Annotated in this window: 18 protein-coding genes; 5 read left to right on the top strand and 13 right to left on the bottom strand. The window is 64.4% G+C overall.

Translation table 11 applies throughout. The features are described 5' to 3' along the window. Nucleotides 1-85: 85 nt before the first annotated feature. On the top strand, nt 86-985 hold the full coding sequence (locus tag ACNEOT_RS08005; protein WP_415973347.1) for a LysR family transcriptional regulator: 900 nt from the start codon (nt 86-88) through the stop codon (nt 983-985). On the opposite strand, the gene ACNEOT_RS08000 is transcribed toward ACNEOT_RS08005, so the two are convergent. After that, entirely contained in the window at nt 961-1,923 is a 963-nt protein-coding gene (locus tag ACNEOT_RS08000; protein WP_415973700.1) for an MsnO8 family LLM class oxidoreductase, read from the bottom strand. The genes ACNEOT_RS08005 and ACNEOT_RS08000 overlap by 25 nt on opposite strands. Nucleotides 1,924-2,017: 94 nt before the next feature. Here ACNEOT_RS08000 and ACNEOT_RS07995 point away from each other — a divergent pair, with 94 nt between their 5' ends. Continuing rightward, a complete protein-coding gene (locus tag ACNEOT_RS07995) occupies nt 2,018-2,392 on the top strand; it encodes a VOC family protein (protein WP_415973346.1) in 375 nt (124 codons plus the stop codon). Nucleotides 2,393-2,394: 2 nt separating this feature from the next. Here ACNEOT_RS07995 and ACNEOT_RS07990 read toward each other — a convergent pair whose 3' ends face one another. Continuing rightward, a complete protein-coding gene (locus ACNEOT_RS07990; protein WP_415973345.1) occupies nt 2,395-3,327 on the bottom strand; it encodes an endonuclease/exonuclease/phosphatase family protein in 933 nt (310 codons plus the stop codon). 173 nt (nt 3,328-3,500) lie between these two features. Between ACNEOT_RS07990 and ACNEOT_RS07985 the strand changes: the two genes are divergently transcribed. Next, entirely contained in the window at nt 3,501-5,102 is a 1,602-nt protein-coding gene (locus ACNEOT_RS07985) for a GMC oxidoreductase (RefSeq protein ID WP_415973699.1), read from the top strand. A gap of 6 nt (nt 5,103-5,108) precedes the next feature. Here ACNEOT_RS07985 and ACNEOT_RS07980 read toward each other — a convergent pair whose 3' ends face one another. Together ACNEOT_RS07980 and ACNEOT_RS07975 are read right to left on the bottom strand one after the other, a co-directional pair. Further along, complete coding sequence (locus ACNEOT_RS07980; RefSeq protein WP_415973344.1) at nt 5,109-6,728, bottom strand: alkaline phosphatase D family protein; 1,620 nt, start codon at nt 6,726-6,728, stop codon at nt 5,109-5,111. 78 nt (nt 6,729-6,806) lie between these two features. Next, entirely contained in the window at nt 6,807-7,304 is a 498-nt protein-coding gene (locus ACNEOT_RS07975) for a MarR family winged helix-turn-helix transcriptional regulator (protein WP_415973343.1), read from the bottom strand. A 77-nt stretch (nt 7,305-7,381) separates the two neighbouring features. Between ACNEOT_RS07975 and ACNEOT_RS07970 the strand changes: the two genes are divergently transcribed. Continuing rightward, complete coding sequence (locus ACNEOT_RS07970; protein ID WP_415973342.1) at nt 7,382-7,744, top strand: nuclear transport factor 2 family protein; 363 nt, start codon at nt 7,382-7,384, stop codon at nt 7,742-7,744. A 25-nt stretch (nt 7,745-7,769) separates the two neighbouring features. On the opposite strand, the gene soxR is transcribed toward ACNEOT_RS07970, so the two are convergent. Then, nucleotides 7,770-8,207, bottom strand: coding sequence for a redox-sensitive transcriptional activator SoxR (gene soxR, locus ACNEOT_RS07965; RefSeq protein ID WP_415973698.1), 438 nt, complete (start codon nt 8,205-8,207; stop codon nt 7,770-7,772). Between the two features lie 67 nt (nt 8,208-8,274). Here soxR and ACNEOT_RS07960 point away from each other — a divergent pair, with 67 nt between their 5' ends. After that, on the top strand, nt 8,275-9,660 hold the full coding sequence (locus ACNEOT_RS07960; RefSeq protein WP_415973341.1) for an MFS transporter: 1,386 nt from the start codon (nt 8,275-8,277) through the stop codon (nt 9,658-9,660). Between the two features lie 15 nt (nt 9,661-9,675). On the opposite strand, the gene ACNEOT_RS07955 is transcribed toward ACNEOT_RS07960, so the two are convergent. From ACNEOT_RS07955 to ACNEOT_RS07920, 8 genes are all read right to left on the bottom strand, one after another. Then, nucleotides 9,676-10,080: a VOC family protein gene (locus tag ACNEOT_RS07955; RefSeq protein WP_415973340.1), complete on the bottom strand. Its 405-nt coding sequence runs from the start codon at nt 10,078-10,080 to the stop codon at nt 9,676-9,678. A gap of 166 nt (nt 10,081-10,246) precedes the next feature. Further along, nucleotides 10,247-14,203, bottom strand: a complete 3,957-nt coding sequence (locus ACNEOT_RS07950; protein WP_415973339.1) for a DNA-directed RNA polymerase subunit beta' — start codon at nt 14,201-14,203, stop codon at nt 10,247-10,249. A gap of 97 nt (nt 14,204-14,300) precedes the next feature. Next, nucleotides 14,301-17,807, bottom strand: coding sequence for a DNA-directed RNA polymerase subunit beta (gene rpoB, locus ACNEOT_RS07945; protein WP_415973697.1), 3,507 nt, complete (start codon nt 17,805-17,807; stop codon nt 14,301-14,303). 491 nt (nt 17,808-18,298) lie between these two features. Then, nucleotides 18,299-20,875: an aminotransferase class III-fold pyridoxal phosphate-dependent enzyme gene (locus tag ACNEOT_RS07940; RefSeq protein WP_415973338.1), complete on the bottom strand. Its 2,577-nt coding sequence runs from the start codon at nt 20,873-20,875 to the stop codon at nt 18,299-18,301. A gap of 221 nt (nt 20,876-21,096) precedes the next feature. Then, the gene (locus ACNEOT_RS07935) at nt 21,097-21,939 is read right to left on the bottom strand and encodes a hypothetical protein (protein ID WP_415973337.1); all 843 of its coding nucleotides are present in this window, start codon (nt 21,937-21,939) and stop codon (nt 21,097-21,099) included. Nucleotides 21,940-21,999: 60 nt separating this feature from the next. After that, nucleotides 22,000-22,677, bottom strand: a complete 678-nt coding sequence (locus ACNEOT_RS07930) for a hypothetical protein (protein WP_415973336.1) — start codon at nt 22,675-22,677, stop codon at nt 22,000-22,002. Nucleotides 22,678-22,761: 84 nt separating this feature from the next. After that, nucleotides 22,762-24,009, bottom strand: a complete 1,248-nt coding sequence (locus ACNEOT_RS07925) for an MCE family protein (protein WP_415973335.1) — start codon at nt 24,007-24,009, stop codon at nt 22,762-22,764. After that, nucleotides 24,006-25,274: an MCE family protein gene (locus ACNEOT_RS07920; protein WP_415973334.1), complete on the bottom strand. Its 1,269-nt coding sequence runs from the start codon at nt 25,272-25,274 to the stop codon at nt 24,006-24,008. Before ACNEOT_RS07920 ends, ACNEOT_RS07925 begins: the two co-directional genes overlap by 4 nt. Between the last annotated feature and the right edge of the window lie 5 nt (nt 25,275-25,279).

Here is a 25,279-nt window from a genome sequence, read left to right as displayed (position 1 = left end):
CTTCCATGAAACTCCCACCGCCGTGGTCTATCAACGCGAAACTTGAAATAGCATCTATGAGCAGAACTCATGATTGAATGACCACATGGAGCTTCGACAGCTGAAGTACTTCCTCGCGGTCGGGGAGGAATTGAACTTCTCGCGCGCGGCAGAACGCTGCTACGTCTCGCAATCGGCGATCAGTCTGCAGATCTCCAAGCTGGAACGAGAAATCGGTGAGCCACTCTTCGAGCGCACCTCTCGCACCGTCCGATTGACCGTTGTGGGAGCACAATTGGTGTCCATCGCACGACACATGGTGGAGCTCGAGCAAGCTGCCCTGGCGCTGGCGACGCGCAAGAAGAATCAATTGCGCCTGACCGGAAACATGACCTTCGCCGCCAACGCCATCGCCGCCATCGTCGCGGTACGCGAGCGCCATCCCGACGCCGAGATCGACTTCGTGCTGAAACGATTCGCAGAACAGATCGAAGCGGTGACATCAGGGGACTGCCAGGTCGCGCTGATCCGTGGCAGCGTCGAACGCTCCGGGCTGCACGTGACCGAACTGTGGACCGAGGACCTCGTCGTCGTGCTCGCCGAGGGCCATCCCCTGGCAGCCGAGGACAACCCGAGCCTGAGCCAGCTCGCCGACTACCCCCTGCTGCTACCCAAACGCAGCGAACAGATTCTGCTGCACCGGGTGATCGAGCGCGAGATGAAGCACAGCGGACTACCACTCACCTTCGGCCCACCCGTGGCGTCGGACCACACCGCCAGCGCCGAGCTGCTCAACCACCCGCAGTGCTGGTCGATCCTGTACGCCAGCACCGCCGACAGCACCCCCAAGACCGGCCTGGTCTTCCGCACCGAGGCCGACCGCAGACTGCGGCTACCGGTATCGGCCGTGGTCGACGCGACCGTGCCTGCCACCGACATACAGCGCGACCTCGTGGCAGCCCTGGCGGCGACCGCTCCGGTTCAGCCCGCCACTCCGGCGAGCTGAGCGAAGGCGGCATCCGCGTCGAACAGTTCGGCGCGATCGTAGGTGGACGTCGAGGCCATGATCTCGTCCGCGCCGGTACGTTCGACTATTTCCTCGAGCCGAGGACGGACCTGCAGAGCAGTGCCGAGAATGCTCGACGCCAGCGACGCCTCCACTCGGCTGCGTGTCTGCGGCGTCCACTGCACGGCATCGATCGCGGAATCCGGTTCCAGAGCCGGAAACTCACCCTCGCGTCTCGACCTGGCCATCGCCCACGCCTCCGGTACGGCAAGCCTGCGCGCATCCTGGGCGTCGGCCGCGATCGTCACGTCGAGCGAGACGATCACATACGGTTCGAGATTCGTCGATGACGGCCGGAAGTGCTTGCGATACAGCGCCAATGGGTCGTCGTGCTGCAGCACGGGTCCACCGACGACCACCGGGAGTCCGGCTCGGGCGGCAACCTCGAGGCCGGCTCCGGTCGCGAGGACGAACACCGGCGGCGGCGGCGCAGCGGGCCGGGCCGTCACCGAGCCGGAACCGTCGAGATACGAACGCAATTCGGCAATGTCGTCCTCGAACGTGTCGGTGCGCCCACCTCGCAATGCTTCCCGGACCGGCTCGGTGAACCCGAGGGAACGGCCGACGCCCAGGTCGATCCGCCCGGGAAAGAGGGACTCCAACATCAGGAACTGCTCGGCCACGATCAGCGGCTGATGATTGGGCAGCATCACCCCACCGGACCCGACGCGAATGCTCGAAGTCCGTGACGCCACCGCCGCGGCAAGTACCGCCGGTGCGCCCGACGCGATTCCGGGAACGCCGTGATGCTCGGCCACCCAGAACCGATGCAGCCCGATCGTCTCCGCATGCACAGCCCGTTCGACGGTATGACGTAGCGCCGAGGCGTCGTCGAAACCGGTTCGAGTGCGAGACCTGTCGAGCAGTGAGAAGAGCACGATCAATTCAACCGACGAGGCGTCGGGCATATTTCTCGGTCCAAGGGGAACATCGCGGACCGAAGTTGTCCGCAATGCCGTTCAGAATTACCTCATGAACCTCACCATGAAGATCGAACTCGTCACTCTCGCCGTCACCGATGTCGACCGGGCCAAGCACTTCTACGTGTCGATCGGCTTCAACGCCGACCACGATGCCCGCCCCTGGGACGGCATCCGGTACGTCCAGCTCACTCCCCCGGGCTCGGCGTGCTCCATCGCGATCGGCGAGAACATCACCGACGCCGAGCCGGGCAAGGGAGCCGGGATTCTGATGGTTGTCGACAGCGTCCAGGACGCCTACGAACACCTCACCGCGGCAGGCCTGAGCATCGACCCGCCCAAGGACGAGGGCTGGGGCACCTTCGTGTACTTCGCCGACCCCGACGGAAACAAGTGGTCGGTGCAGCAGTTGCCGGCGCAATCCTGAGGCTAGGTCCGCACCTGCAGCCGCGCGACGATGCCGCGGTGGTCCGAACCGGGGATCGGCACCGCATCGACCGACCGGACCGCCATGTCGGCGACCAGCACGTGATCGATGGCAATGACAGGCGGGTACCAGGTGTGCGCCGGGTATGTCCTGAGCATCCCGGCTCCGGTGGCCACCGCGGCGTCGACGAACCGGCCGTCCTGCAAGTCCCGATAGCGACGATGATCCTGCGTCGCGTTGAAATCGCCCGCCACCACCACGGGACCGTCGTCGACGGGGATCTTGGCCAGCAACTCACGCAACAGTCCGAGCTCGCGAACCCACTCGGACGGCTCCCGCGGCCAGGGCGGCACGGGATGGACCGCGAACACGAGCGGCCGACCCGGCATCTCCACCCGCGCGGACAGCAACTCGGTCACGAAGCCGTCGTGCCGCTGCTGGTCTCGGAGCGGGAAGCGACTGTAGATTCCGGTGCCGTCGCCGCCGGGAGCTGCACTGACATAGGCATGCGGCAGCAGCTCGACCAACCTGCCGCGTAGATCCGCCTCCGCCTGAGGCGTCAGCTCCACGAGCGTGAGCACATCGGGCCGGTGCTGCTCGACCAGTGCAACCAACGCATCGAGATCGGCCTGCCCCAGCCAGATGTTTGTGTGCAGCACCGTCAGGTTCGACTGGTCGGAGTCCGAGACGAATCTGCGCCGATGCAGCGGTACCTGGGTTGCAGCCGCGACGACCAGCACCACAAGACCGCCCGTCAGCCCCCACGGACCGAACGCCAACGCCGCCAGGACTGTTCCGGGCACGGCGGCCGGCATGAGGACATGTGCCAACGCACCCAGGACGAGCATCCCCTGCCCGCGCGCGTCGAGAAGGTGTGCCGCGATGCCGAGTACCGCCACGAAGAGCAGTAACAAAGCCACCGATGCCGAAACCATGAGCGGAGTGTGCCAGCAAAACCTGAGGCCGAGCTGGGAGCCGTCCCCAAATCCGACCGAAGTGTTGGCTTTCTCGCAACAAACACGACAGAATCGGTGGCGGTGTCCGTGAGGTGTTCTAGGGGGAAGTGTCCGTGAATCGAAGGCAACTGCTGCGTTTGGCCGCTGCCGGAATGCTCGGCGCTGCCGCCGCTCCGGTCCTGAGCTCCACCGGAGCACCGGGTTCTGCCGTGGCAGGCGCACTTCCCATCGGTGCAGAACGCATCCGAGCACTGGTACCGGAGCTGTTCGCCGACCCCCCGCGTCCACCGGACCACTCTCCGGTCATCGTCATCGGATCCGGATTCGGTGCCAGCGCCGCCGCCCTCCGCATGGCTCAGGCCGGCACCCCGGTGACCGTCCTCGAACGTGGACTGCGCTGGCCGCGTGACCCGTGGCGCGAAATCTTCACCGCCGACATGACCGCCGACGGACGCGGACTGTGGCAACAGAGCTCGTTCACCAACATCACCGGTATGCCCGTCGGGCCGGTCGACCTTTTCGGCGGCGTCCTCGACACCACCCGCTACGAGAACCTCTCGGTCTGGCGCGGAGCGGCCGTCGGCGGCGGCTCGATCGTCTACACCGGCGTCACGATCGCCCCCGACAAGAAGTTCTTCGACCTCTCCTTCGGCGGACGACTGAACTTCGACGAGATGGCCGCCACCTGGTACCCCAAGGCCCGCTCCATGCTCCGACCGTCGCCCATGCCCGAGGACGTCTACAACAGCCCCAACTTCGCGCACTCGCGCACCTGGGACGATCACGCCCGGCGGGCAGGCTTCACCCCCCAGGCAGTCGACGGCAACTGGAACTGGAACGTCGTGCGCGACGAGATCGGCGGCCGCTCGAGGCCATCCGCAACCGTAGGCGAAAGCACCTTCGGCAACTCCAACGGTGCCAAGCACGACCTGACGCAGAACTACATCCCCCAAGCCGAGGCCACCGGCCGCGCAACGGTGTGTCACAGCCACCGCGTCGCGGCGATCGGAACCGAATCCGGCGGACGCTACCGCGTCGAGATCGAACGACTCGACCCGTTCGGCAACATCGTCGAGACCCGAACCCTCACGTGCGACACCCTCGTTCTCGGAGCCGGCTCCATCGGCACCACCGAACTGCTGATGCGCGCCCGTACCACCGGAGCATTGGGGAATCTCAACGAATTCGTCGGTACCGGCTGGGGCACCAACGGTGACGCCTCGATGACCCGATCCCTCGGACCGATGTCCGCAGGCCCCCAAGCGGCACCCTGCGCATCCCGCATCGTCGACGACTCCGGTCTGCCGCTGACCGTCGAGAACTGGTACACCCCGGGCGTTCCGGTGAACATGGGCTTCCTGGGCTCACTCGGCATGACCATCGACCCTTTGCGCGGAAACTTCGGATTCGATTCCGCCACCAACAAATTGACGCTGAACTGGCCGAAGGGCGGCAGCCGCGACACCGTCGAAGCCCTACGCGCAGTGCAGAATCGGATGGCCCAGGCCGGCGGCACCATCGTCGCAGCCGAACCTTTCACCCGCGACGTCGACGACACCTTCACCGCCCACCCACTCGGCGGCGCGGTACTGGGCGAGGCCACCGACAACTACGGCCGCGTGAAGGGCCACCCCGGTCTCTACGTCGTCGACGGTGCCTTGATCCCCGGCAGCACCGGAGCAGCCAACCCGTCGCTGACCATCACCGCACTCGCCGAACGCAACGTCGCGCAGATCATCGCCGACGGGCGCTGATCTGCGCTAGCTCAGCTGGATCTCGGGGCGCCCCTCGGGGACGGTGACCGTCGCTGCGGTTCGCGCCGACGCTCCCGGCGTCGACACTCGATCGAGAACCCTTACCTCCGAACGCCATTCGGTGTTCGTCAGCGTGCTGCGCAGGTAGCCACGCCGAGCATTGCCGTACTTGACGTGGGGGGAGCCATTGGCGATGGCCGCCCCGGCGGAGTCGACATCGGCACCGTCCTTGCCCGACGCGATGGACGTGGTAGCGATCTCGACGCCTTGGATCGGCGACACCTGATCCTGATAGTCCCGGCGCAGTTCCGAGACGATCGTGCGGTGGATGTCGCCGACGATCGAGGCCACGTTCTTCGTGCCACGATCCCTGGCTCCGTCCAGAATCCGATGCCGAGAAGCCTCGTACCCGCTCCACGGATCCATGCCGACCTTGCGATCACTGTCGAGACCACGGGCCAGATCGGCGATGACCGTCTGATGCGCCAGAAAGTTCCACTTCGACGGTGATGCAAAGCCGTCGAGTATCCACTTCTCCTGCGCCGCACCGGTGATCGTGCGCGACGGATCCGCCGTCTCGGCGTCCTGCGCATGCTCGCCGTCCCCGTGCGCCTGATCGCTGCGGTACTGCCGAGTGTCCAACACCGAGAAGTCGACCAGATCCCCGAACGAGAACCGACGGTATACCTTCATGTCCGGGCCCACGGGCTTCAGGTTCGCGCGGACCGGGGTGTTCTCCCACCATGCCTTGAAAGCATCGGCCCTACGCAACAGGAACTCTCGCGGATCGTCGTCGTCCTGACTGATCTGCGAGGCCCAGTTGTTGTCCACCTCGTGGTCGTCGAACGTGGAGACGAACGGAGCCGACGCGTGCGCCGCAGCAAGGTTCTCGTCGGCCTTGTACATCGCATACCGGTCGCGATAGTCGCTGAGCACCATGGTCTCTCGTGCGGCCGATGCGGTTCGCGGCTGGCCTTTGCGTGCACCCTCGTCCTTGATCGCGTACTCGTAGATGTAATCACCCAGGAAGAACACCACGTCGAGGTTCGACGCAGCCAAGTCCTGGTACGCACCGAAGTAGCCGTCCTCCCACTTCTGGCACGACGCCCACGCGAAATCGAGCCTGTTGAGCTGCTGGCCCTGTGCCGGTGCAGTTTTGGTTCGTCCCACCGGACTGGCATGCGGTCCGACGAGGAACCGATAGAAGTATTCGCGAGCCGGCTCGAGACCTCGCACGTCGACGTGTATCGACCATCCGTCGAACTCGGTGGCGAGCTCGATGCCCTCGCGGGTGATGTTCGCAAAGCGCTCGTCCGTCGAAATCTGCCACCGCACCGGCACCACACCGGGTGTCATTCCACCCAGCGGCGCAAAGGGATCGGTGGCGAGCCTGGTCCACAACACCACAGAATCGGGCAAGGGGTCGCCGGACGCCACTCCGAGACGGAACGGGTAGTCGGGCGTGATCACCGACTGGGCACCTGCCGTCGCGGACGTCCCCGCGAGTTCCGGTGTGAAGGCCAGCGCCCCGACCAGCGCGCTCCACGTCAGGAACTGTCGACGCGTGGCCCCCGCCCGCAGAGAGATGTCCTGCCCGATCCGTACCTCGTTACCCCGTCTCACCATCACTGGAGCCTGTCGCGCTCGGGAAAACTGTGCTCGTCATCGATCCGACAGCCAAGTGAACTCGGCGGGTCGGGTCCGTCATCGCGGTCGCGGCAACGTTCCGTTCGATCGCACGTGCTCACGCAAACGGGTCAGTACAACACCGAGGTCTGCCACGTCGTCGGGATCGAGACCATCGAAGAACAACCGACGCACCAGATCGACATGGCCGGCCGCGGATGCCTCCAACGCAGCCCTCCCTGCGTCGGTGAGCACCACATCCGTGGCGCGGGCGTCGCCGCTCGACGCTTGGCGGTCGGTGAGACCGCGAGCGCACATGCGAGCGAGGTGGTGGGATGTCCGGCTGCGCTCCCAGCCGATCTCCGACGCGAGGTCGGCCACGCGGCGCCGGCCGTCCTGGCTGTCGGCCAACGCGACCAACACCGAATAGTCGGCCAAGGACAGTCCGTGGTCCTCGGTGAGCTGCCTGTTCATCTCGAACGTCATCTGCAACGACAAGCCCATATACGCGCGCCACGCCGATTCCTGAGCGGGCGTCAACCAGCGCTGGGTCGATTGCTCGTCTTTAGGTGACATGTCACGCACTTTCTGGGATGCTGAATCCGGGGGTGCGGAAACCCACGACCCCGACAACCAACGATAGAGGGCACACCATGAACCAGAACTCGCCCGCGGAGCTGGCACGCCGCAACGTCGTCGACGTGTTCAACACGAGCGACGACGCGAAGCGACGCGAACTCATCGAGGCCATGTACCACCACGACGCGGTGTTCTACGACGCCGAGAACACAGCGACCGGCCGAGAAGCGGTCATCGAGGCAATCCGAGCATTGGTCGGTCCCTCCAACGGCCTGACGTTCGCCGTCACTGCCGAACCCACCGCCCTGGGCAGCGTCGCTCGAATTTCTTGGGCACTGTCGCCTCCCGATGCCCCGGCCGTCGTCGCCGGCCAGGACTTCGTCGTCGTGAAGGACGACGGGATCGCCGAGCTGTACACGTTCCTCGACCAGAAGTAGTCAGCCGCCTGCGGGATGAGTCGGTTCAGATGAGCCGCGCCCCTGGACCCGCCTTGCCCAGCTCGTCCCCCGGATTCAGCAGGGTGCATTTGTTGAGCGAAAGACATCCGCAGCCGATACAGCCGGTCAGCTCTTCCTGCATCCGTGCTATCGATTGCTTGCGGTCCTCCAACCGCTGGTTCCATGCAGCCGAGATCTTGGCCCAATCACGCTTGTTCGGGGTACGACCCGATGGCAGGGACGCAAAGACCTCGGCAACCTCGGCGAGCGGTATTCCGAACCGCACCGCGACCTGAATCAATGAGATCCGCCGAATCGCATGACGGGGAAACTTGCGGACGTTGCCGGCCGTCCGCTCGGCAGGAACGAGCCCGAGCGTTTCGTAGTACCGGACAGCGGACACGGCAGCACCGGTTCGGGCCGCCACCTCGCCGATCGACAGCAATTCGTCACTGATTCGGATCATGCTGCCTCCCAGCAGATATACGGACTTGACTTCAAGTGCACTTGAGATCCTAACCTTCGTCACCATGCACTCCCCCACCGAATCCACGACCGGAACCTGGCGACAGTTGCTCAGCGCCCGTTACGTCGGCACCGCCACCGTCCTCGCCGGCGGCGTTGCGCTGTACGCGACCAACGTCTACCTCACCACGAGCCTGCTCCCCACAGCCATCGACGAGATCGGCGGCCAACGCTACTACGCATGGACCGCAACGGTTTTCCTCATCGCGTCCGTCATCTCCTCGATGTTGGTCAGTAACGTTCTGGCCGCCCGCGGACCGCGCGGCGCGTACCTGATCGGCCTGACGATCTTCGCTGCCGGAACCGTCGTATGCGCGGTCAGCCCCACGATGGAGCTGCTACTGGTGGGCCGAACGATCCAGGGCGCGGGAGGCGGCCTCCTGGCAGGACTCGGCTACGCCGTCATCAATGCAGCACTGCCGCAACATCTCTGGACCCGCGGCGCTGCGCTGGTCTCGGCCATGTGGGGCGTCGGAACGTTCGCCGGCCCGGCCATCGGCGGCATCTTCGCGCAATTCGGAGCCTGGCGAACGGCGTTCGGCGTGCTCGTCGTCGCAGCACTCGCGGTCGCCGCCCTCGTGCCAAGGGCACTTCCCGCCCGCACGAGCGAGGCCGCCGAGACCAGCCCGGTACCGACACTGTCGCTGACCTTGCTGACCACAGCTGCACTGATGGTGAGCGTCGCCGGAGTGATGCCCAGTCTCGCAATCACCGCAGCGATGGTCCTGGGAGGAGTGCTTCTGCTGATCGCCTTCGTGACGGCAGACCGTCGCGCAGCGCACGGCGTACTGCCGCCATCGACCTTCGAGGCATCGTCGCTGAAATGGGTGTACCTGACCATCGTCGTTCTCGCCGTCGCCTCGACGGTAGAGACGTTCATCCCGCTCTTCGGCCAACGACTTGCCGGATTGGCACCGTTGGCGGCCGGATTCCTCGGAGCCGCACTGGCATTGGGGTGGACCATCGGCGAAATACCGAGCGCCTCGGCCACCGCTCCGCGCGTCGTACGACGCATCGTCATCGGCGGACCGATACTCGTCGCCGCCGGACTGTGCATCATGGCAGCGTTTCTCACCGACCACGCCGGTGCCGGTCTTGTCGCCACGTGGGTAGTGGGTCTGATCGTCGCGGGCGTCGGAATAGGAATCGCGTGGCCGCACCTGGCGGTCGGAGCCATGACCGCGGTGGCCGAACCGGGCGAAGGCGCACGCGCCTCCGCCGCCATCAACACCGTCCAACTGATCGCCAATGCCTTCGGCGCAGCTCTCGCGGGCGTACTGGTGAACCTCGGAGAACCGTCGACGCTGCGATCGGCTCAACTGCTGCTGTTCACCTTTGCCGCGTTGGCATTCATCGGCGTAGCAGCGGCGACGCGATCGCAGCGCCCATAGGCCCCGGTACCCGAGTCAGGCCTGAACGACCCACACCGAATTGCCGTCGGGATCGCGCAGCGCGAACATGGGCGGCGCACCGTCCTGCGACTCGAAGGCGTCGTCCAGATCGAGGCCCTCGATCGCGCTCAGGCGCGCATGCTCGGCCGCGACATCGGAGGTTTCGACACCGATCGACGCACCGCCGGGCGCGCCCCCCATCGGCGGATTGAGGGCGAGCCGTGCCGTCGAACCGGGTGGCGCCACTTCCAGCCACCGATACTCACCCTCGGGGCCGAACCGCAGATCGCCGCGAATCTCGAAGCCGAGCACGCGCGAGTAGAAATCGAGAGCCGCGTCCTGGTCCGCGACGGTGAACATGGCCACGCCGATGTTCACGATGGTGCTGGGTGTTTGGTTGCCGGGTGCTTGATCAGTCATATCCGTACCGACCCGGCTGACCCGGGAAACTCACCGCTCGCCTCCAGATACGACAAAGCCCCGCACCGACCGAAGTCGATGCGGGGCTCTGTGTGTCACGCTCTGTCGTCGTGCACGGAAATTCGTAGCGGGCTACGAATTTCTGCTCACGTGCGACGAAGTCGCTCTAGCGGTATTCGTTGGAGAAACCGTAGTCGTCGAGCGGCACTGCAGCGCCGGTTCCCTGGCCGAAGCCATCCGGGCTGTAGTACTGATCGTCGTACGACGGAACCGCGTATGCCGCGGCACGTGCCTCTTCGGTCGGCTGCACCGTGATGTTCCGGTACCGGTTGATGCCGGTACCAGCCGGGATGAGCTTACCGATGATGACGTTCTCCTTGAGACCTATGAGCTTGTCCGAGCGGCAGTTGATCGCCGCGTCGGTGAGCACACGAGTGGTCTCCTGGAAGGACGCCGCCGACAGCCACGAGTCGGTGGCCAGCGATGCCTTGGTGATACCCATCAGCACCGGACGTCCGGCTGCGGGCTCGCCACCCTCGGAGACGACGCGACGGTTGCTCGACTCGAATTCGCTGCGCTCGGTGAGTGAACCGGGCAGGAATTCGGTGGAGCCGCTGTCGATGATCGTCACGCGACGGAGCATCTGGCGCACGATGGTCTCGATGTGCTTGTCGTGGATCGACACACCCTGCGACCGGTACACCTCCTGGACCTCGTTGACGAGGTGGATCTGCACCTGACGGGGACCCATCACACGCAGGACCTCGTGCGGATCGGCAGCACCTTCCATGAGCTGCTGGCCGACCTCGACGTGGTCACCGTCCGCCAGAAGGCGCTCGGTGCCGTCGTCGTGCTTGAAGACGCGCAGACGCTGACGCTTGGAGAGCTTGTCGTAGACAACCTCTTCGCCACCGTCGTCCGGGACGATGGTGATCTTGTAGAAACGATCGCCGTCCTCGAGCTGGATGCGTCCCGACACGTCCGCGATCGGAGCCTTGCCCTTCGGCACACGTGCCTCGAACAGCTCCTGCACGCGAGGCAGACCACCGGTGATGTCATCTCCGGCGACACCACCCTGGTGGAAGGTACGCATGGTCAGCTGGGTTCCGGGCTCACCGATGGACTGTGCGGCAACGATACCGACGGCCTCACCTATGTCGACCAGCTTGCCGGTGGCCATCGAACGGCCGTAGCAAGTGGCGCAGACGCCGGTTCCCGTGGTGCAGGTGAGCACCGAGCGAACCTTGACCGACGTGATGCCCGCAGCGAGCAGCGCGTCGATGGCCGGATCACCGAGATCGTGGCCGCGAGCGACGACGACCGTGCCGTCGGCGTCGACAGCGTCGTTCGCCAAGGTGCGGGCGTACGTGCTGGTCTCGACGTGAGCGTCGCGGATCATCTTGCCGTCGGCGGTCTTCTCGGCGATCGTCGTGACGATGCCGCGCTCGGTGCCACAGTCGGTTTCCCGAACGATGACATCCTGCGAGACGTCGACCAGACGACGCGTCAGGTAGCCCGAGTCGGCGGTACGAAGCGCCGTGTCGGCCAGACCCTTACGAGCACCGTGCGTGTTGATGAAGTACTCGAGGACCGTCAAGCCTTCCTTGAAGGAAGACTTGATCGGACGCGGGATGAACTCACCCTTCGGGTTGGTCACCAGGCCCTTCATGCCGGCGAGCGAGCGAACCTGAGTCATGTTTCCGGCTGCGCCGGACTTCACGATCATCGGGATCGGGTTGTCGTCGGGGAAGTGCGCCTCCATGGCCTTACCGACCTGCTCGGTCGCGTCCTGCCAGATCTTGACCAGTGCAGAGTTGCGCTCGACCTTGTCGAGTGCGCCACGCTGGTACTTCTTCTCGATCTGGTCGGCCTGAGCCTCGAAGGTCTCCATGATGGCAGGCTTCTCCGGCGGCACGAGGACGTCGGAGATCGAGATCGTGACACCCGAACGCGTGGCCCAGTAGAAGCCTGCGTCCTTGAGCTTGTCGACGGTCTGTGCGACGACGATCATCGGGTAACGCTCGGCGAGATCGTTGATGATGGTCGACTGACGCTTCTTCGGCATCTGCTCGTTGACGAACGGGTAGTCCGCCGGAAGCAGCTCGTTGAAGAGAACGCGTCCAAGAGTGGTCTGCGCGGTCCATGCCTCGCCGCGAGTCCAACCGTTCGGGAACAGCTCGTTCTCGATGTCACGCGGCGGGCGCTGCGTGGTCAAACGAACTCGAATCTGCGACTGAACCGTCAGCGATCCACGATCGACGGCCATCTGAGCCTCGGCCGGGGAGGAGTACGCCCCGAACTCGGCCTGATCGGTCTTGGCGTCGGAACGCTCACCGACAGCACCGGCGTCGAGACGCGTCAGGTGGAACAGACCCGTCACCATGTCCAGACGCGGCATGGCGAGCGGACGGCCCGATGCAGGCGAGAGGATGTTGTTCGACGACAGCATCAGCACGCGCGCCTCGGCCTGAGCCTCGGCCGACAACGGAAGGTGGACAGCCATCTGGTCACCGTCGAAGTCGGCGTTGAACGCCTCACACACGAGCGGGTGCAGCTGAATGGCCTTGCCCTCGACGAGCTGCGGCTCGAACGCCTGTATGCCCAACCGGTGCAGGGTGGGTGCACGGTTCAGCAGCACGGGGTGCTCGGCGATGACCTCTTCGAGAACGTCCCACACCTGCGGACGCTGACGCTCGACCATGCGCTTGGCCGACTTGATGTTCTGCGCGTGGTTCAGATCCACCAGACGCTTCATCACGAACGGCTTGAACAGCTCGAGAGCCATCAGCTTCGGCAGACCGCACTGGTGCAGCTTGAGCTGCGGGCCGACGACGATGACCGAACGGCCCGAGTAGTCGACGCGCTTGCCGAGGAGGTTCTGACGGAAACGACCCTGCTTGCCCTTGAGCAAGTCGGAGAGCGACTTCAGCGGACGGTTACCCGGTCCGGTGACCGGACGTCCACGACGGCCGTTGTCGAACAGGGCGTCGACCGACTCCTGCAGCATCCGCTTCTCGTTGTTGACGATGATCTCGGGAGCACCGAGGTCGATCAGACGCTTGAGGCGGTTGTTGCGGTTGATGACGCGGCGGTACAGATCGTTGAGGTCGGACGTGGCGAAACGTCCACCGTCGAGCTGCACCATCGGACGAAGCTCCGGCGGGATCACCGGGACGGCGTCGAGAACCATGCCCATCGGTGAGTTACGGCCGGCCTGGAACGCAGCGACGACCTTCAGACGCTTGAGCGCGCGCAGCTTCTTCTGACCCTTGCCGCTACGGATGGTCTCGCGAAGCGACTCCGCCTCGGCGTCGATGTCGAAGGTCTGCATGAGCTTCTGGATCGACTCGGCACCCATGGCACCGGTGAAGTACTCGCCGTACCGGTCGATGAGCTCGCGGTAGATGAGCTCGTCGACGATGAGCTGCTTGGGAGCAAGCTTGGTGAACGTGGTCCAGATCTCTTCGAGACGATCGAGCTCACGCTGCGCGCGGTCACGGAGCTGACGCATCTCGCGCTCGCCGCCGTCCTTGACCTTGCGGCGCACGTCGGACTTGGCACCCTCGGCTTCGAGCTCGGCGATGTCGGCTTCGAGCTTCTGCGCACGAGCCTCGAGATCGGCGTCGCGCTGATCTGCGACGGCCTTCTTCTCGACCTCCATCTCGGCCTCGAGCGTCGAGAGCTCGTTGTGACGGAGCTCGTCGTCGACCGTGGTGATGACGTAGGCAGCGAAGTAGATGATCTTCTCGAGATCCTTCGGAGCCAGGTCGAGCAGGTAGCCCAGACGCGACGGCACACCCTTGAAGTACCAGATGTGCGTGACGGGAGCAGCCAGTTCGATGTGGCCCATGCGCTCACGACGCACCTTGGCGCGAGTGACCTCGACGCCACAACGCTCACAGATGATGCCCTTGAAGCGGACGCGCTTGTACTTGCCGCAGTAGCACTCCCAGTCGCGAGTGGGGCCGAAGATCTTCTCGCAGAAGAGGCCGTCCTTCTCGGGCTTGAGCGTGCGGTAGTTGATGGTCTCCGGCTTCTTGACCTCGCCGTAGGACCACTGACGGATGTCGTCCGCAGTGGCAAGGCCAATGCGAAGTTCATCGAAGAAGTTGACGTCGAGCACGTAACTTCCTTTCCCCGTTATGGGTGTTGTGATACCGAATCAGAAAAAGCGTGATCACCCCCGTGCCTGCGGTGACGCAGGCACGGGGATCACTGAACTACTGAGCGAGGTCGTCGACCGTGGCAGCTTCGTTGCGGGAGAGGTTGATTCCCAGGTTGGCTGCGGCACGCTCGAGGTCTTCGTCGTCGCCGTCGGCCATCGTGATGGCTGCGCCGTCCGAGGACAGCACCTCCACGTTGAGGCACAGCGACTGGAGCTCCTTGAGGAGCACCTTGAAGGACTCGGGGATACCGGGCTCCGGGATGTTCTCGCCCTTGACGATCGCTTCGTACACCTTCACGCGGCCGACGACGTCGTCCGACTTGATGGTGAGAAGCTCCTGCAGCGTGTACGCGGCACCGTAGGCCTGCATGGCCCAGCACTCCATCTCACCGAAGCGCTGTCCACCGAACTGCGCCTTACCACCGAGGGGCTGCTGCGTGATCATCGAGTACGGCCCGGTCGAACGAGCGTGGATCTTGTCGTCGACCAAGTGGTGCAGCTTGATGATGTACATGTAGCCCACGGAGACGGGGTACGGGAACGGCTCGCCGGAGCGGCCGTCGAACAACGTGGCCTTTCCGTCGGATCCGACCATCTGCTCGCCGTCGCGGTTGGGAATCGTGCTCTCCAGCAGGCCGGCGAGCTGATTTTCCTTGGCACCGTCGAACACCGGGGTGGCGATGTTGCTGTCGGCCGGAGCCGCCAACATCTCCTCGGGCAGACGCTCGGCCCAATCGGGCTTCGTGCCGTCCGCGGCGATCTGGACGTTCCAACCGGTCTTGCCGATCCAACCCAGGTGGGTTTCGAGGACCTGACCGATGTTCATACGACGCGGCACACCGTGGGTGTTGAGGATGATGTCGATCGGGGTGCCGTCGGGCAGGAACGGCATGTCCTCCTGCGGGAGGATCTTGCCGATGACGCCCTTGTTGCCGTGGCGGCCGGCGAGCTTGTCGCCGTCCTGGATCTTGCGCTTCTGAGCCACGTAGACGCGGACCAACTCGTTGACGCCGGGAGGCAGATCGTCGTCGTCGTCGCGCGAGAAGACGCGGATGCCGATGACCTTTCCGTTCTCGCCGTGCGGAACCTTGAGCGAGGTGTCGCGAACTTCGCGAGCCTTCTCACCGAAGATGGCGCGCAGCAGGCGCTCTTCGGGGGTCAGCTCGGTCTCGCCCTTCGGCGTGACCTTTCCGACCAGCACGTCGCCGTCACGAACCTCGGCACCGATACGGATGATGCCGCGCTCGTCGAGGTCTGCGAGGACCTCGTCGGAGACGTTCGGGATGTCGCGAGTGATCTCTTCGGCACCGAGCTTGGTGTCGCGAGCATCGATCTCGTGCTCCTCGATGTGGATCGAGGTGAGAACGTCCTCTTCCACGAGGCGCTGCGACAGAATGATCGCGTCCTCGTAGTTGTGGCCCTCCCACGGCATGATCGCCAGCAGCAGGTTCTTACCGAGAGCCATCTCACCGTTCTCGGTGCAGGGGCCGTCGGCGAGGACCTGGCCGGACTCGACGCGCTGTCCCTCGTCCACGATCGGACGCTGGTTGGCGCACGTGCCCTGGTTGGAGCGCGCGAACTTACGCATCCGGTAGGTCTTGCGCGATCCGTCGTCGGCCATGACCGTGACGTAGTCGGCCGAAACCTCTTCGACGACACCGGTCTTCTCGGTGATGACGACGTCACCGGCGTCGACAGCTGCACGCAGCTCCATGCCGGTTCCGACGATCGGCGACTCGCTGCGAACCAGCGGAACGGCCTGACGCTGCATGTTCGCGCCCATCAGGGCACGGTTTGCGTCGTCGTGCTCGAGGAACGGAATCATCGCGGTTGCGACGGACACCATCTGACGAGGCGAGACGTCCATGTAATCGATGTCGTCGGACGAGACGAACTCGACCTCTCCACCCTTACGGCGAACGAGAATCTTGTCCTCGATGAAGCGACCCGAATCGTCGACCGGAGAGTTCGCCTGCGCGAGCGTGTGGCGATCCTCCTCGTCGGCGGTCAGGTAATCGACATCGTCGGTCACCTTGCCGTCGACGACCTTGCGGTACGGGGTCTCGATGAACCCGAACGGGTTGACGCGTGCGTACACCGAGAGCGATCCGATCAGGCCGATGTTCGGGCCTTCCGGGGTCTCGATGGGGCACATGCGGCCGTAGTGCGACGGGTGAACGTCGCGGACCTCGAGGCCGGCGCGCTCACGAGAGAGACCGCCGGGTCCCAGAGCCGACAGGCGACGCTTGTGCGTCAGACCCGACAGCGGGTTGTTCTGGTCCATGAACTGCGAGAGCTGGGAGGTTCCGAAGAACTCCTTGATCGCAGCGACGACGGGACGGATGTTGATCAGGGTCTGCGGCGTGATCGCCTCGACGTCCTGAGTCGTCATACGTTCGCGCACGACGCGCTCCATGCGGGACAGGCCCACGCGGATCTGGTTCTGGATGAGCTCGCCGACGGTACGCAGACGACGGTTACCGAAGTGGTCGATGTCGTCGACCTCGACCGGAACCTCGACGCCGTCGGGTGCGGTCATCGAGGTCTCACCTGCGTGCAAACGCACCAGGTACTCGATGGTCGCGACGATGTCTTCCTCGGTGAGGGTCGACGCCACGATGGGCTGACCCATGTTGAGGCCGAGCTTCTTGTTGATCTTGTAGCGACCCACGCGAGCGAGGTCGTAGCGCTTGTCCTTGAAGAACAGGTTCTCCAGCAGGGTCTGCGCCGACTCCTTGGTCGGCGGCTCGCCCGGACGCAGCTTGCGGTAGATGTCGAGGAGCGCCTCGTCGGTACCGGCGGTGTTGTCCTTCTCCAGCGTGGCCATGAGGATCTCGGAGAAGCCGAAGCGCTCCGTGATCTGCTCGGTGGACCAACCGAGAGCCTTGAGCAGCACCGTGACGGGCTGGCGACGCTTACGGTCGATACGGACACCGACCGTGTCGCGCTTGTCCACGTCGAACTCGAGCCATGCACCGCGACCGGGGATCACCTTGACGCTGTGCAGGTCCTTCTCGGTGGTCTTGTCGATCGAATGATCGAAGTAGACGCCCGGAGAACGCACCAGCTGCGACACCACGACACGCTCGGTGCCGTTGATGATGAAGGTGCCCTTGTCGGTCATCATCGGGAAATCACCCATGAAGACCGTCTGGCTCTTGATCTCACCGGTGTTGTTGTTGATGAACTCGGCGGTGACGAACAGCGGAGCTGCGTACGTCATGTCCTTGTCCTTGCACTCATCGGTCGAGGCCTTGACCTCGTCGAATCGTGGGTCGGAGAAGGAGAGCGACATCGAGCCCGAGAAGTCCTCGATCGGGGAGAGCTCGGTCAGGATGTCCTCGAGTCCACCGGCGACACTGCTGTCTCCGCGGGCGGCGGCACGGTCACGCCAACTCTGCGCACCCACCAGCCACTCGAACGAATCCGTCTGTACATCGAGGAGACCGGGTACCTCCAACGGCTCGCGAATATTCGCGAACGAAACCCTCCTCGGGGCTCCCGGTGTTCCGACAACTGCCTTGGTCTGGCTAGAGACTGCCAAGATGCGTCCTTCCAGCACCTCACGCGGGTCGCGCCGTTCTGTCAGTTGACAGGACATGGCGACCGCCGCTGTATCTGTTTGCTATATGTGGGGCGAATTTCGGCTGGTGCAACCAAACCGAATCCCCATCACAGCGGCCCGAAAACATGGATTCGGGTAACAGCGATCGAGAGGTGGACAGGAGGCAGCCAGCGCAACGTCCAAAGATACCCCAAATGTGCGCGCAGCGCAACGGGGGCATCAAAAGTAGCACCCGGGGTCCGATCATGCGCTGAGAAGACGAAAGCGTGTCGCCACGACTTCCGGTCCGACTTCGCGCCCGATGCCACTGTGCTTCGGGAACTACTGCGCTTCCGAAACCACTGTGCTTCCGGAACTACTGGGGGTGCTCCTGACGACAAGAGTGAACCGTGCCGCCGCCTTCGTCAAGAGGGACGGCCCCATCCGTTTTCTCGAGACCCGTCCGGTCGGGGCGGGACGCACCGGGCGTGCGCCCCGCCCCTGCCGACTTACCGGGTGCCCTCGCGCCACCGCGTGGCCTCGGCGAGCGCGAAGCCGTGAACGTCGGCCAACTCGCCCAACCGCTCGACGCTGTCACCGTCGAGAGTGGTGCCGATGCTGCGCAGTCCGAACTCACCCGACAACGCGATCAGCATCGTCTCGGCCATGCAGGCGTATGTCAGACCAGGAGCCAACCCGTAGGTCAACCCGAAATCCGAAGCCGACGGCACCCGCACGATGCCGCCGTCGAACACCGTCACGTCCGGCCGCTCACTACGCACGTCCCGGCCGATGTTCGGCGGCTGCGCCACATCGCAGACGATGGCACCCTCCATCAGATCCGTCGGATCGATCAGCGCGTGCGGCGCCGACGTGGCCGCGATGACGATCAGCGAATCATGCACCGCAGCAACAGGATCTGTGAAGAACTCGACATGACGCGACCTGATCAGATCGTCCAGATCGCCGTCGACCGCGTCCGCGGCAGCGGCCAGATCTCCCGAACCCGAACCGACCCGAGCGCTCGCCACCATCTCCTGCGCGGCCGCCCACAGCTTGGGAGCGATGACCGAGCTCTCCCCCTGCCTGCCGACCAGCACGATACTGCCCACCTCGCCGGCCAACTGCTTGCCGATCGTTCGCCCGATCGCCCCGGCAGCACCGAGAATCGTCACCCGAGCCCTCGCGACATCGATGCCGCGTTCACGGCACACGCGTCGAACAGCCCGCAGACTGGCCGCAGCGGTGAACGTGTTGCCGGTGGTGATCGGCCGAGCCGTCGCGCCGAGGCCCAACCCGTTCCCAGTGATGACCGACGAGTACCCACCCAACCCGACGACCGTGGCCCCGCGCGAGATCGCCAGTTCGACGGCACCACCCACCACTCGCAGCGCCCGCTCGGTCGACAGATGCAACAACTGCTCGGAGGTGTACGGCAGCCCGATCAGATCACCGTGAGCCGTCGCGTCCCCTCCCCCGACCACCCGGCCACTGCCGATGACGAACGAGGCGGGTTCGAGCTCGGACGTCGACGCCGCGAACCGCTCGAGCAGATCCAGCCGCTCGGCATGGTCGAACACCTCGAGAGCCGGATCGAACGCAGCGAAGAACCCGAGATCGAGGGGATGCGCAATGAACGCGAACCGTCGATCCGTCGGTCGCACAGCAATATCGGGCGTCCGGCCCGGACGCAGCGCCTCGAGCGCAGGCGGAGTGGCAACGGTCGGACGCCCGAGCAGGTGCCCGAACAGTCCGTCCATGTCCCCCACCGCCGCGTACCCCAACGCTCGATCCAATGCTGCGACCAAACGTGAACACTGCACCGCCGACACCGTCAGCGGCGGCTCGATCCGAATCACCCTGTTGCCGAACAGAGTCGGAGCCACTCGGATCCCCTCGACGTTGAGCAGGTACGAGCAGATCACCACGGTCAGATTGTGTTGATCGGCAATCGATCCCAGCAGCGACTGTCTCCCGACCATGTTGACGTCCGCACTGAGCTCGATACCGAGCAGCAGACCGCGCCCACGAACCTCGGTGACCACGGACGGATACTTCTCGGCCAGCGCACTCAGGTCGTTCTTCAACTGCCGTCCCAGAACAGCCGCATTTTCCACCACCGCGCAGTCGTCCCGAGTCAGCTCGTCGAGAACCGCGATACCCACCCGCGCCGCCAGAGCATTGCCCGCGAACGTCGACGTGTGGCGCAACGCGAAACTCTCGTTCACCAGCCTCGGCGCACACAGCACAGCTCCTACCGGAACGATGCCGCCACCGAGCGCTTTGGCCACGGTCAGAATGTCCGGCACCACACCCTCGTGCTCCGCCGCGAACATCCTGCCGGTCCGGCCGAGCCCGGTCTGCACCTCGTCGAGCGCCATCAGCACCCCGTGCCGATCACAGATCTCCCGCACCCGACGCAGGTAACCATCGGGTGGACACACCACTCCACCCTCACCCTGAATCGGCTCCACCAAGAACACCGCATAGTGCCCGGGCGCCGCGGCCAGGGCCGCGTCGAGCGCGTCCGCATCACCGAACTCGATGTGATCGAAGCCTTCCACCGGAGCACCGAAACCGCTCTGGTACTTGATATTTCCCGTTGCAGACAAGGCCCCGAGAGTCTTGCCGTGGAAACTGTTTCCGGTGGTGAGAACACCCAGCCGTCCGGTGTGCGCTCGCGCGATCTTGAGCGCCACCTCCGTAGCCTCGGTACCACTGTTGACGAACGTCGTTCGCGTCAATCCGTCAGGAGCTATACGCCCCAACCGATCTGCCAACTCACCCGCAGCGCTCAACACCGAGGGTTGCACGAAAATCGCCTCCCCGCTGCACCGAACATCGTTGACCGCCTGCCAGATCGGAGTCGGACCGTGCCCGAACGGAAGAGCGCCGTACGCGCCGGCGAAATCGAGATAGCGGCGGCCCGAGGCGTCGAACAACACCGTCCCGTCACCGCGAACGTACTCACGATCCAGGTTCAATGCAGACAGCAGGCGATACAGTTCGGGATTGACGTTCTCGGCGTAGCCCGATCGCCCGGACCGCGTTTGCAACACAGATACATCGACAGTTGTGTCAGTCATGACCAGCATGCTCCGTTTTCATCGGATCCACCCCTGGCTGTCGAGCGTGAAATGGTTGTCCCGAACAACCAGGGCTCGTCCCAAGCCAGGACGCAAACGCGATGGTAACTCGGTGGGAAGCCGGTGGCAGATGGGCGAAAAGCGCACGAAAAAGCCCCGTCCGAGCAGAGATTCTGCGTCGAACGGGGCTCTCTTGTACCGACTCGAGCTGGTACCCGCTACTACTGGTCGTCGATTGCCGACAGCTTCCAGGTGCCGTCGACCTTCTCCATGTTGACCGTCAACGGGCCCTCCGCACTGCCCGACGCGACGCCGTTCTGCGTGGCGCTGATGTTCACGTTGGCGATCAATTCTGCCTTGTCGTCCTCCAGCCGCGAGACGCCGATATCGGTGACCAAAGCTTCGGTTCCCGTATTCGTCTGCACCACAGCAGATTTCGTGGTTTCAGCAGTGGAGTTGAACTCGTCGAGCATCGACTGGTTGAGCACAGCACGGGCGGCATCGAAATCGGCGTCGATCGTGGCGGCCTTGTACGTGTACAGGGTCTGCAGCGCATCGGTCGCGGCCGAGGTGACTTCCTGTGTAGCCGCGGAATCCACCCAGGCCGCATCGTCGATCGTGGCGAAAGGCTTGAACGCTGCAATGGCAGCGAACGCACCGAGTACCACGGCAATGATCGCAACGACGATCACGTGCTTGTAGCCGATCCCCGACGAGGATGCGGCGTACGGACGGCCGCTTGTTGCGGGCTTGTCGAGCGAAGGCTTTTCGGTCACAGGCTTGTCGAGCGAAGGCTTTTCGGTCACAGGCTTGTCGGCGGCAGGTTTGTCGAGCGAAGGCTTCTCGGTTATCGGCTTCTCGGTTACCGACTTGTCGGCGGCGGGCTCGGCCGACACCGGCTTCTCGGGCGGCGTTGTGGTGATTGCCGTCGTATCGGTCACCGGAGATCCCTCGGTTCCGGTCGACTCCGTGCCCTGAACGGTCGGCTTTCCGGTACCGGCCACCTTGCGGCGAACCTTGCTGGTGGTGGTGGGTGGAACGATCTTGCGACGCTGGGGAGGCACTGGAAGAACTCCTTCGAAACTCACTTCATACAGACGGAAAAGACGGCACTGCCGGATATCTCAGTTGCCGCCGGTGTCCGGCGCAGGAGCCGGCGTCGCTTCCGTACTGGGGTCGGCCGCATTCGGATCGGCGGGGCCGCCAGGTTCGGTCGGGATGACGGGGTTGGTGCTCGGGTTGTCGAGCGAAATCCGTGAACCGATGGGATCGACCTTGTTGGTCTTCCACACCCCGTCGACCTCTTCCATGGCCAGACGCATCGTCAGCTTGCTTCGCTCGGTGCGGTCGGGCCACGTGGTGGTGGTCGCGATGACCACCAGAGCGGTGGCGGTGTTCTCGTCCGTGCTCAGCTCGGTCAGCGTTCCGTGCAAGACCTCGGCCTCGCTCTTGGCACCGGACTGTCGAACCTGATCGGTGATGCCCGAGCGAGTCTGCTCGAGGTCGTTGAGCATCAGGTCACCGGTGATGGACGACTTCATGTTGTCGAACGACTGATCGATGTTGGCCGCGTCGACCGTGTTGAGGTTGACGGCCGCTTGCTGAGCGCCGGTCAGCGCCGCGTCCCTGGTGTCCGCGGTCGGCTTCTGGCTCAGTAGTGCATTGCCCCAGCCGTAACCGAAGAACACTGCCGCTGCGAGAGCAACCACGGCAATCGCCGTGACGACGCCAAAGAGAATTTTTGCGGTGTTGTTGCGCCCTGGAGTCGCTGGGGACTCCAGGGCTTCGGTGCTCGAGTTCACACTTTCCACCCTACTACTCGGTAATATCCGGCCGAACCACTCTCGGCCCGACGGCATTGCTGAGCAGCAGTTCCACCGATTCCTCTACTTCGGCGTGACGCCGATCAGCGGTGCCAACTGGGTGGCGATGGGGTTGAGGTTCAGCTTCTCGGGATCGACCTTGGGCTTGAGGTCCCACGGCTGCGGCACGTCCGGATCGGCGAACACGATGCGGTTGGCGCTACGCACACCCGTCACGCTGCCCTGCGGCGTCGCGCAGTTCGCGTCGAGGTTCAGCGGGTAGTTCTCCCGAGTCGGATCGAAGTTCGGATTCTTGCGCTTCTCCTCGTCGAGAATTGCCTGACTACCTTCGTAGCCGACCGTGCACGGCGGTGGATTGTTGGTCTCGAGCAGCAGACCCTGGTGAATGGTGCCGTCACCGGGGACGATCGTCGAGATGCCTGCACCGAGAGCAGGCAGGAACGTCAGGAACGGACGAAGCGCGACGTACCGCGGCTCGGCCTGAGCAGCAACCAACGCAAGGTTGTTGATATCGGTGGTCAGTGCGGGACCGGCGTCGGTGATCAGCCCACCGAGCTGATCGCCTGCCGCTGTACCGGTATCGATCAGGCGACGGATATCGGGATCACTGGACTTCAGCTGAGCGGTCACCTGATCGAGGCTGGTGCTGAATTCACGAATCAGATCCGACTGCTCGGACTGTGTGTTCAGCACCGGCACCGCATCACGTACCAGCGCGAGCGTCTGCGGCAGCGCCTCGTTGCCTGCCTCGGAGATGTTTCCGAGCGAATCGACGAGTGACGCGAGATCTGTGCCCTTGCCGTCGAACGCAACTCCGAGTTCATTGACGACCCGAGTCAGATTCTCCAACGGAACCGACCTGACGAGGGTGTTCGTGTTGGCGAGGACGTCCTCCACCGGCACGGGCGTGGCGGTATCGGCCTGCGCAATCTGCGAACCGTCGACCAGGTACGGGCCCTGATCGGTCTCGGGCTGCAGGTCGACGTACTGCTCGCCGATCGCGGACCTGTTGGCCACAACGGCTTTGGTGTCGGCCGGAATATCCGGGCCACCGTTGTCGAGCATGAGCGCGACCCGGATGCCGTCCTGCGTCAGTTCCAGATCCCCGACGGTTCCGACCGGAACACCTCGGTAGGTGACCTCCGCGTTGGAGAAGATTCCGCCGGAATCGGCGAGATTCAGGTCGACCTGGTACTGCCCGAACCCGAGCATGTTGTCCAGGCGCACGTACTTGCCACCGACGAAGATCAATCCCAGAACGGCGACCACGACGAACGCGACCAACTGAAAGCGAACAAGTTTCGATCTCACTGTCCAACTCCGAATCGCTCGAGCAGATCGTTCAACGGTGCCAACGGGTCGAACGGTGCAGGCGCAGCAGCCGCCGCCGCCTGCTCGTTCGCAGGCGCTCCCGGGCCGGGAACAGGTGACGGGATGATCGGCGGCAAAGGCAGCAGCGAGATCGTCGGCCAGCCCGGTCGCGGTCCGTTTCCGTTGTAATACGGATTCGACGGGTCTACGACGGGCAACGTGTTGCCGTACTTGGGCTGGATGTAGACCGGATCGCCCTCGCCGACACCGAAGTTGCGCAACGCGGTTCCGATCGACAGATCGAGCGAGAGAAACAGGTTGGCGGAGTTGCCCTCGATGATCTTCTCGGTGCCATCGGCGAACGGCAGCGTGGGGACCACCGCGAGCGAAGTCACCACGTCGTCCGCCGAATCGGCCAAGGCCTGGAGCGTCGGGCGCAGTGCTCGCAGGTCCGCGATCAGATCGTCCTTGGACCGGTCGATGACGTCGGTGCCGACGGTGCCGAGGCGATCGAGCGCTCCGAGCATCTCGGTCAGCTGCGGACGCTGCTTCTCGAGAACCTCGGTGGCGATCGGCAGGTCCTTCAGAACTGCGTCGATCTTGTCGGTCTGCGAGTTGACGCGGCCACTGAGGGTATCGAGACCGTCGATGGCCCGGGTGATGTCGTCACGCTGCTGGTTCAGACCGTCGATCAGCGTGTTCGCTTGTTGCAGAAGTTCTTTGGTCTTGCCTTCGCGACCGTCGAACGCAGTGCTCAATTCCTTGATGATCGGCGAGAGCTGCCCGACGCCGCCGCCGTTGAGCAGCAACGACAGTGCGCCGAGGACCTGCTCGATGTCGGTGGCGTGGCGCGTGCGATCGAGCGGGATGGTGTCGCCGTCCTGAAGACGCGACGCGGCCTCGTCACCGGGAGGCGCCGAGAGCTGCACGAACTTCTCACCGAGCAGGTTGGTCTGCTGTACCGATGCGATCGCATTGGCAGGCAGATCGACGTCCGAGTTCAGGATGACGTTGACGTCGGCCGTCCATCCCTCGTTCGGGACGGAGATGGAGTCGACCCGGCCGACAGCCACACCGTCGACCTTGACGGTCGACTGCGGAACCAGGTCCAGCACGTCGTCGAACTGAACCGTCAGGTTGAACGGGTTGTCACCGACATCGGCGCCTCCTGGCAGTGGGACGGCGTATATGCCTGCCGACGAGCACGCTCCGGCGGACAGGGCCACCACACACGCTCCGGCTCCGACGACCAACGAACGTTTCACGCGAA

The sequence above is a fragment of the Rhodococcus sp. 077-4 genome (assembly GCF_047782425.1).
Taxonomy (GTDB): domain Bacteria; phylum Actinomycetota; class Actinomycetes; order Mycobacteriales; family Mycobacteriaceae; genus Rhodococcoides.
The sequence above is the reverse complement of the archived record's forward strand: the minus strand, read 5'-3'. Positions and strand labels throughout refer to the sequence as shown.

Bases quoted from the DNA above. Each gene is read 5' to 3' on its own strand.
- ACNEOT_RS07985 (WP_415973699.1), top strand. From the start codon at position 3,501: ATGCTCGGCGCTGCCGCCGCTCCGGTCCTGAGCTCCACCGGAGCACCG.
- ACNEOT_RS07995 (WP_415973346.1), top strand. From the start codon at position 2,018: ATGAACCTCACCATGAAGATCGAACTCGTCACTCTCGCCGTCACCGAT.
- ACNEOT_RS07970 (WP_415973342.1), top strand. From the start codon at position 7,382: ATGAACCAGAACTCGCCCGCGGAGCTGGCACGCCGCAACGTCGTCGAC.
- ACNEOT_RS07960 (WP_415973341.1), top strand. From the start codon at position 8,275: ATGCACTCCCCCACCGAATCCACGACCGGAACCTGGCGACAGTTGCTC.
- ACNEOT_RS07955 (WP_415973340.1), bottom strand. From the start codon at position 10,080: ATGACTGATCAAGCACCCGGCAACCAAACACCCAGCACCATCGTGAAC.
- ACNEOT_RS07975 (WP_415973343.1), bottom strand. From the start codon at position 7,304: ATGTCACCTAAAGACGAGCAATCGACCCAGCGCTGGTTGACGCCCGCT.
- ACNEOT_RS07940 (WP_415973338.1), bottom strand. From the start codon at position 20,875: ATGACTGACACAACTGTCGATGTATCTGTGTTGCAAACGCGGTCCGGG.
- ACNEOT_RS08005 (WP_415973347.1), top strand. From the start codon at position 86: ATGGAGCTTCGACAGCTGAAGTACTTCCTCGCGGTCGGGGAGGAATTG.
- ACNEOT_RS07990 (WP_415973345.1), bottom strand. From the start codon at position 3,327: ATGGTTTCGGCATCGGTGGCTTTGTTACTGCTCTTCGTGGCGGTACTC.
- ACNEOT_RS07980 (WP_415973344.1), bottom strand. From the start codon at position 6,728: ATGGTGAGACGGGGTAACGAGGTACGGATCGGGCAGGACATCTCTCTG.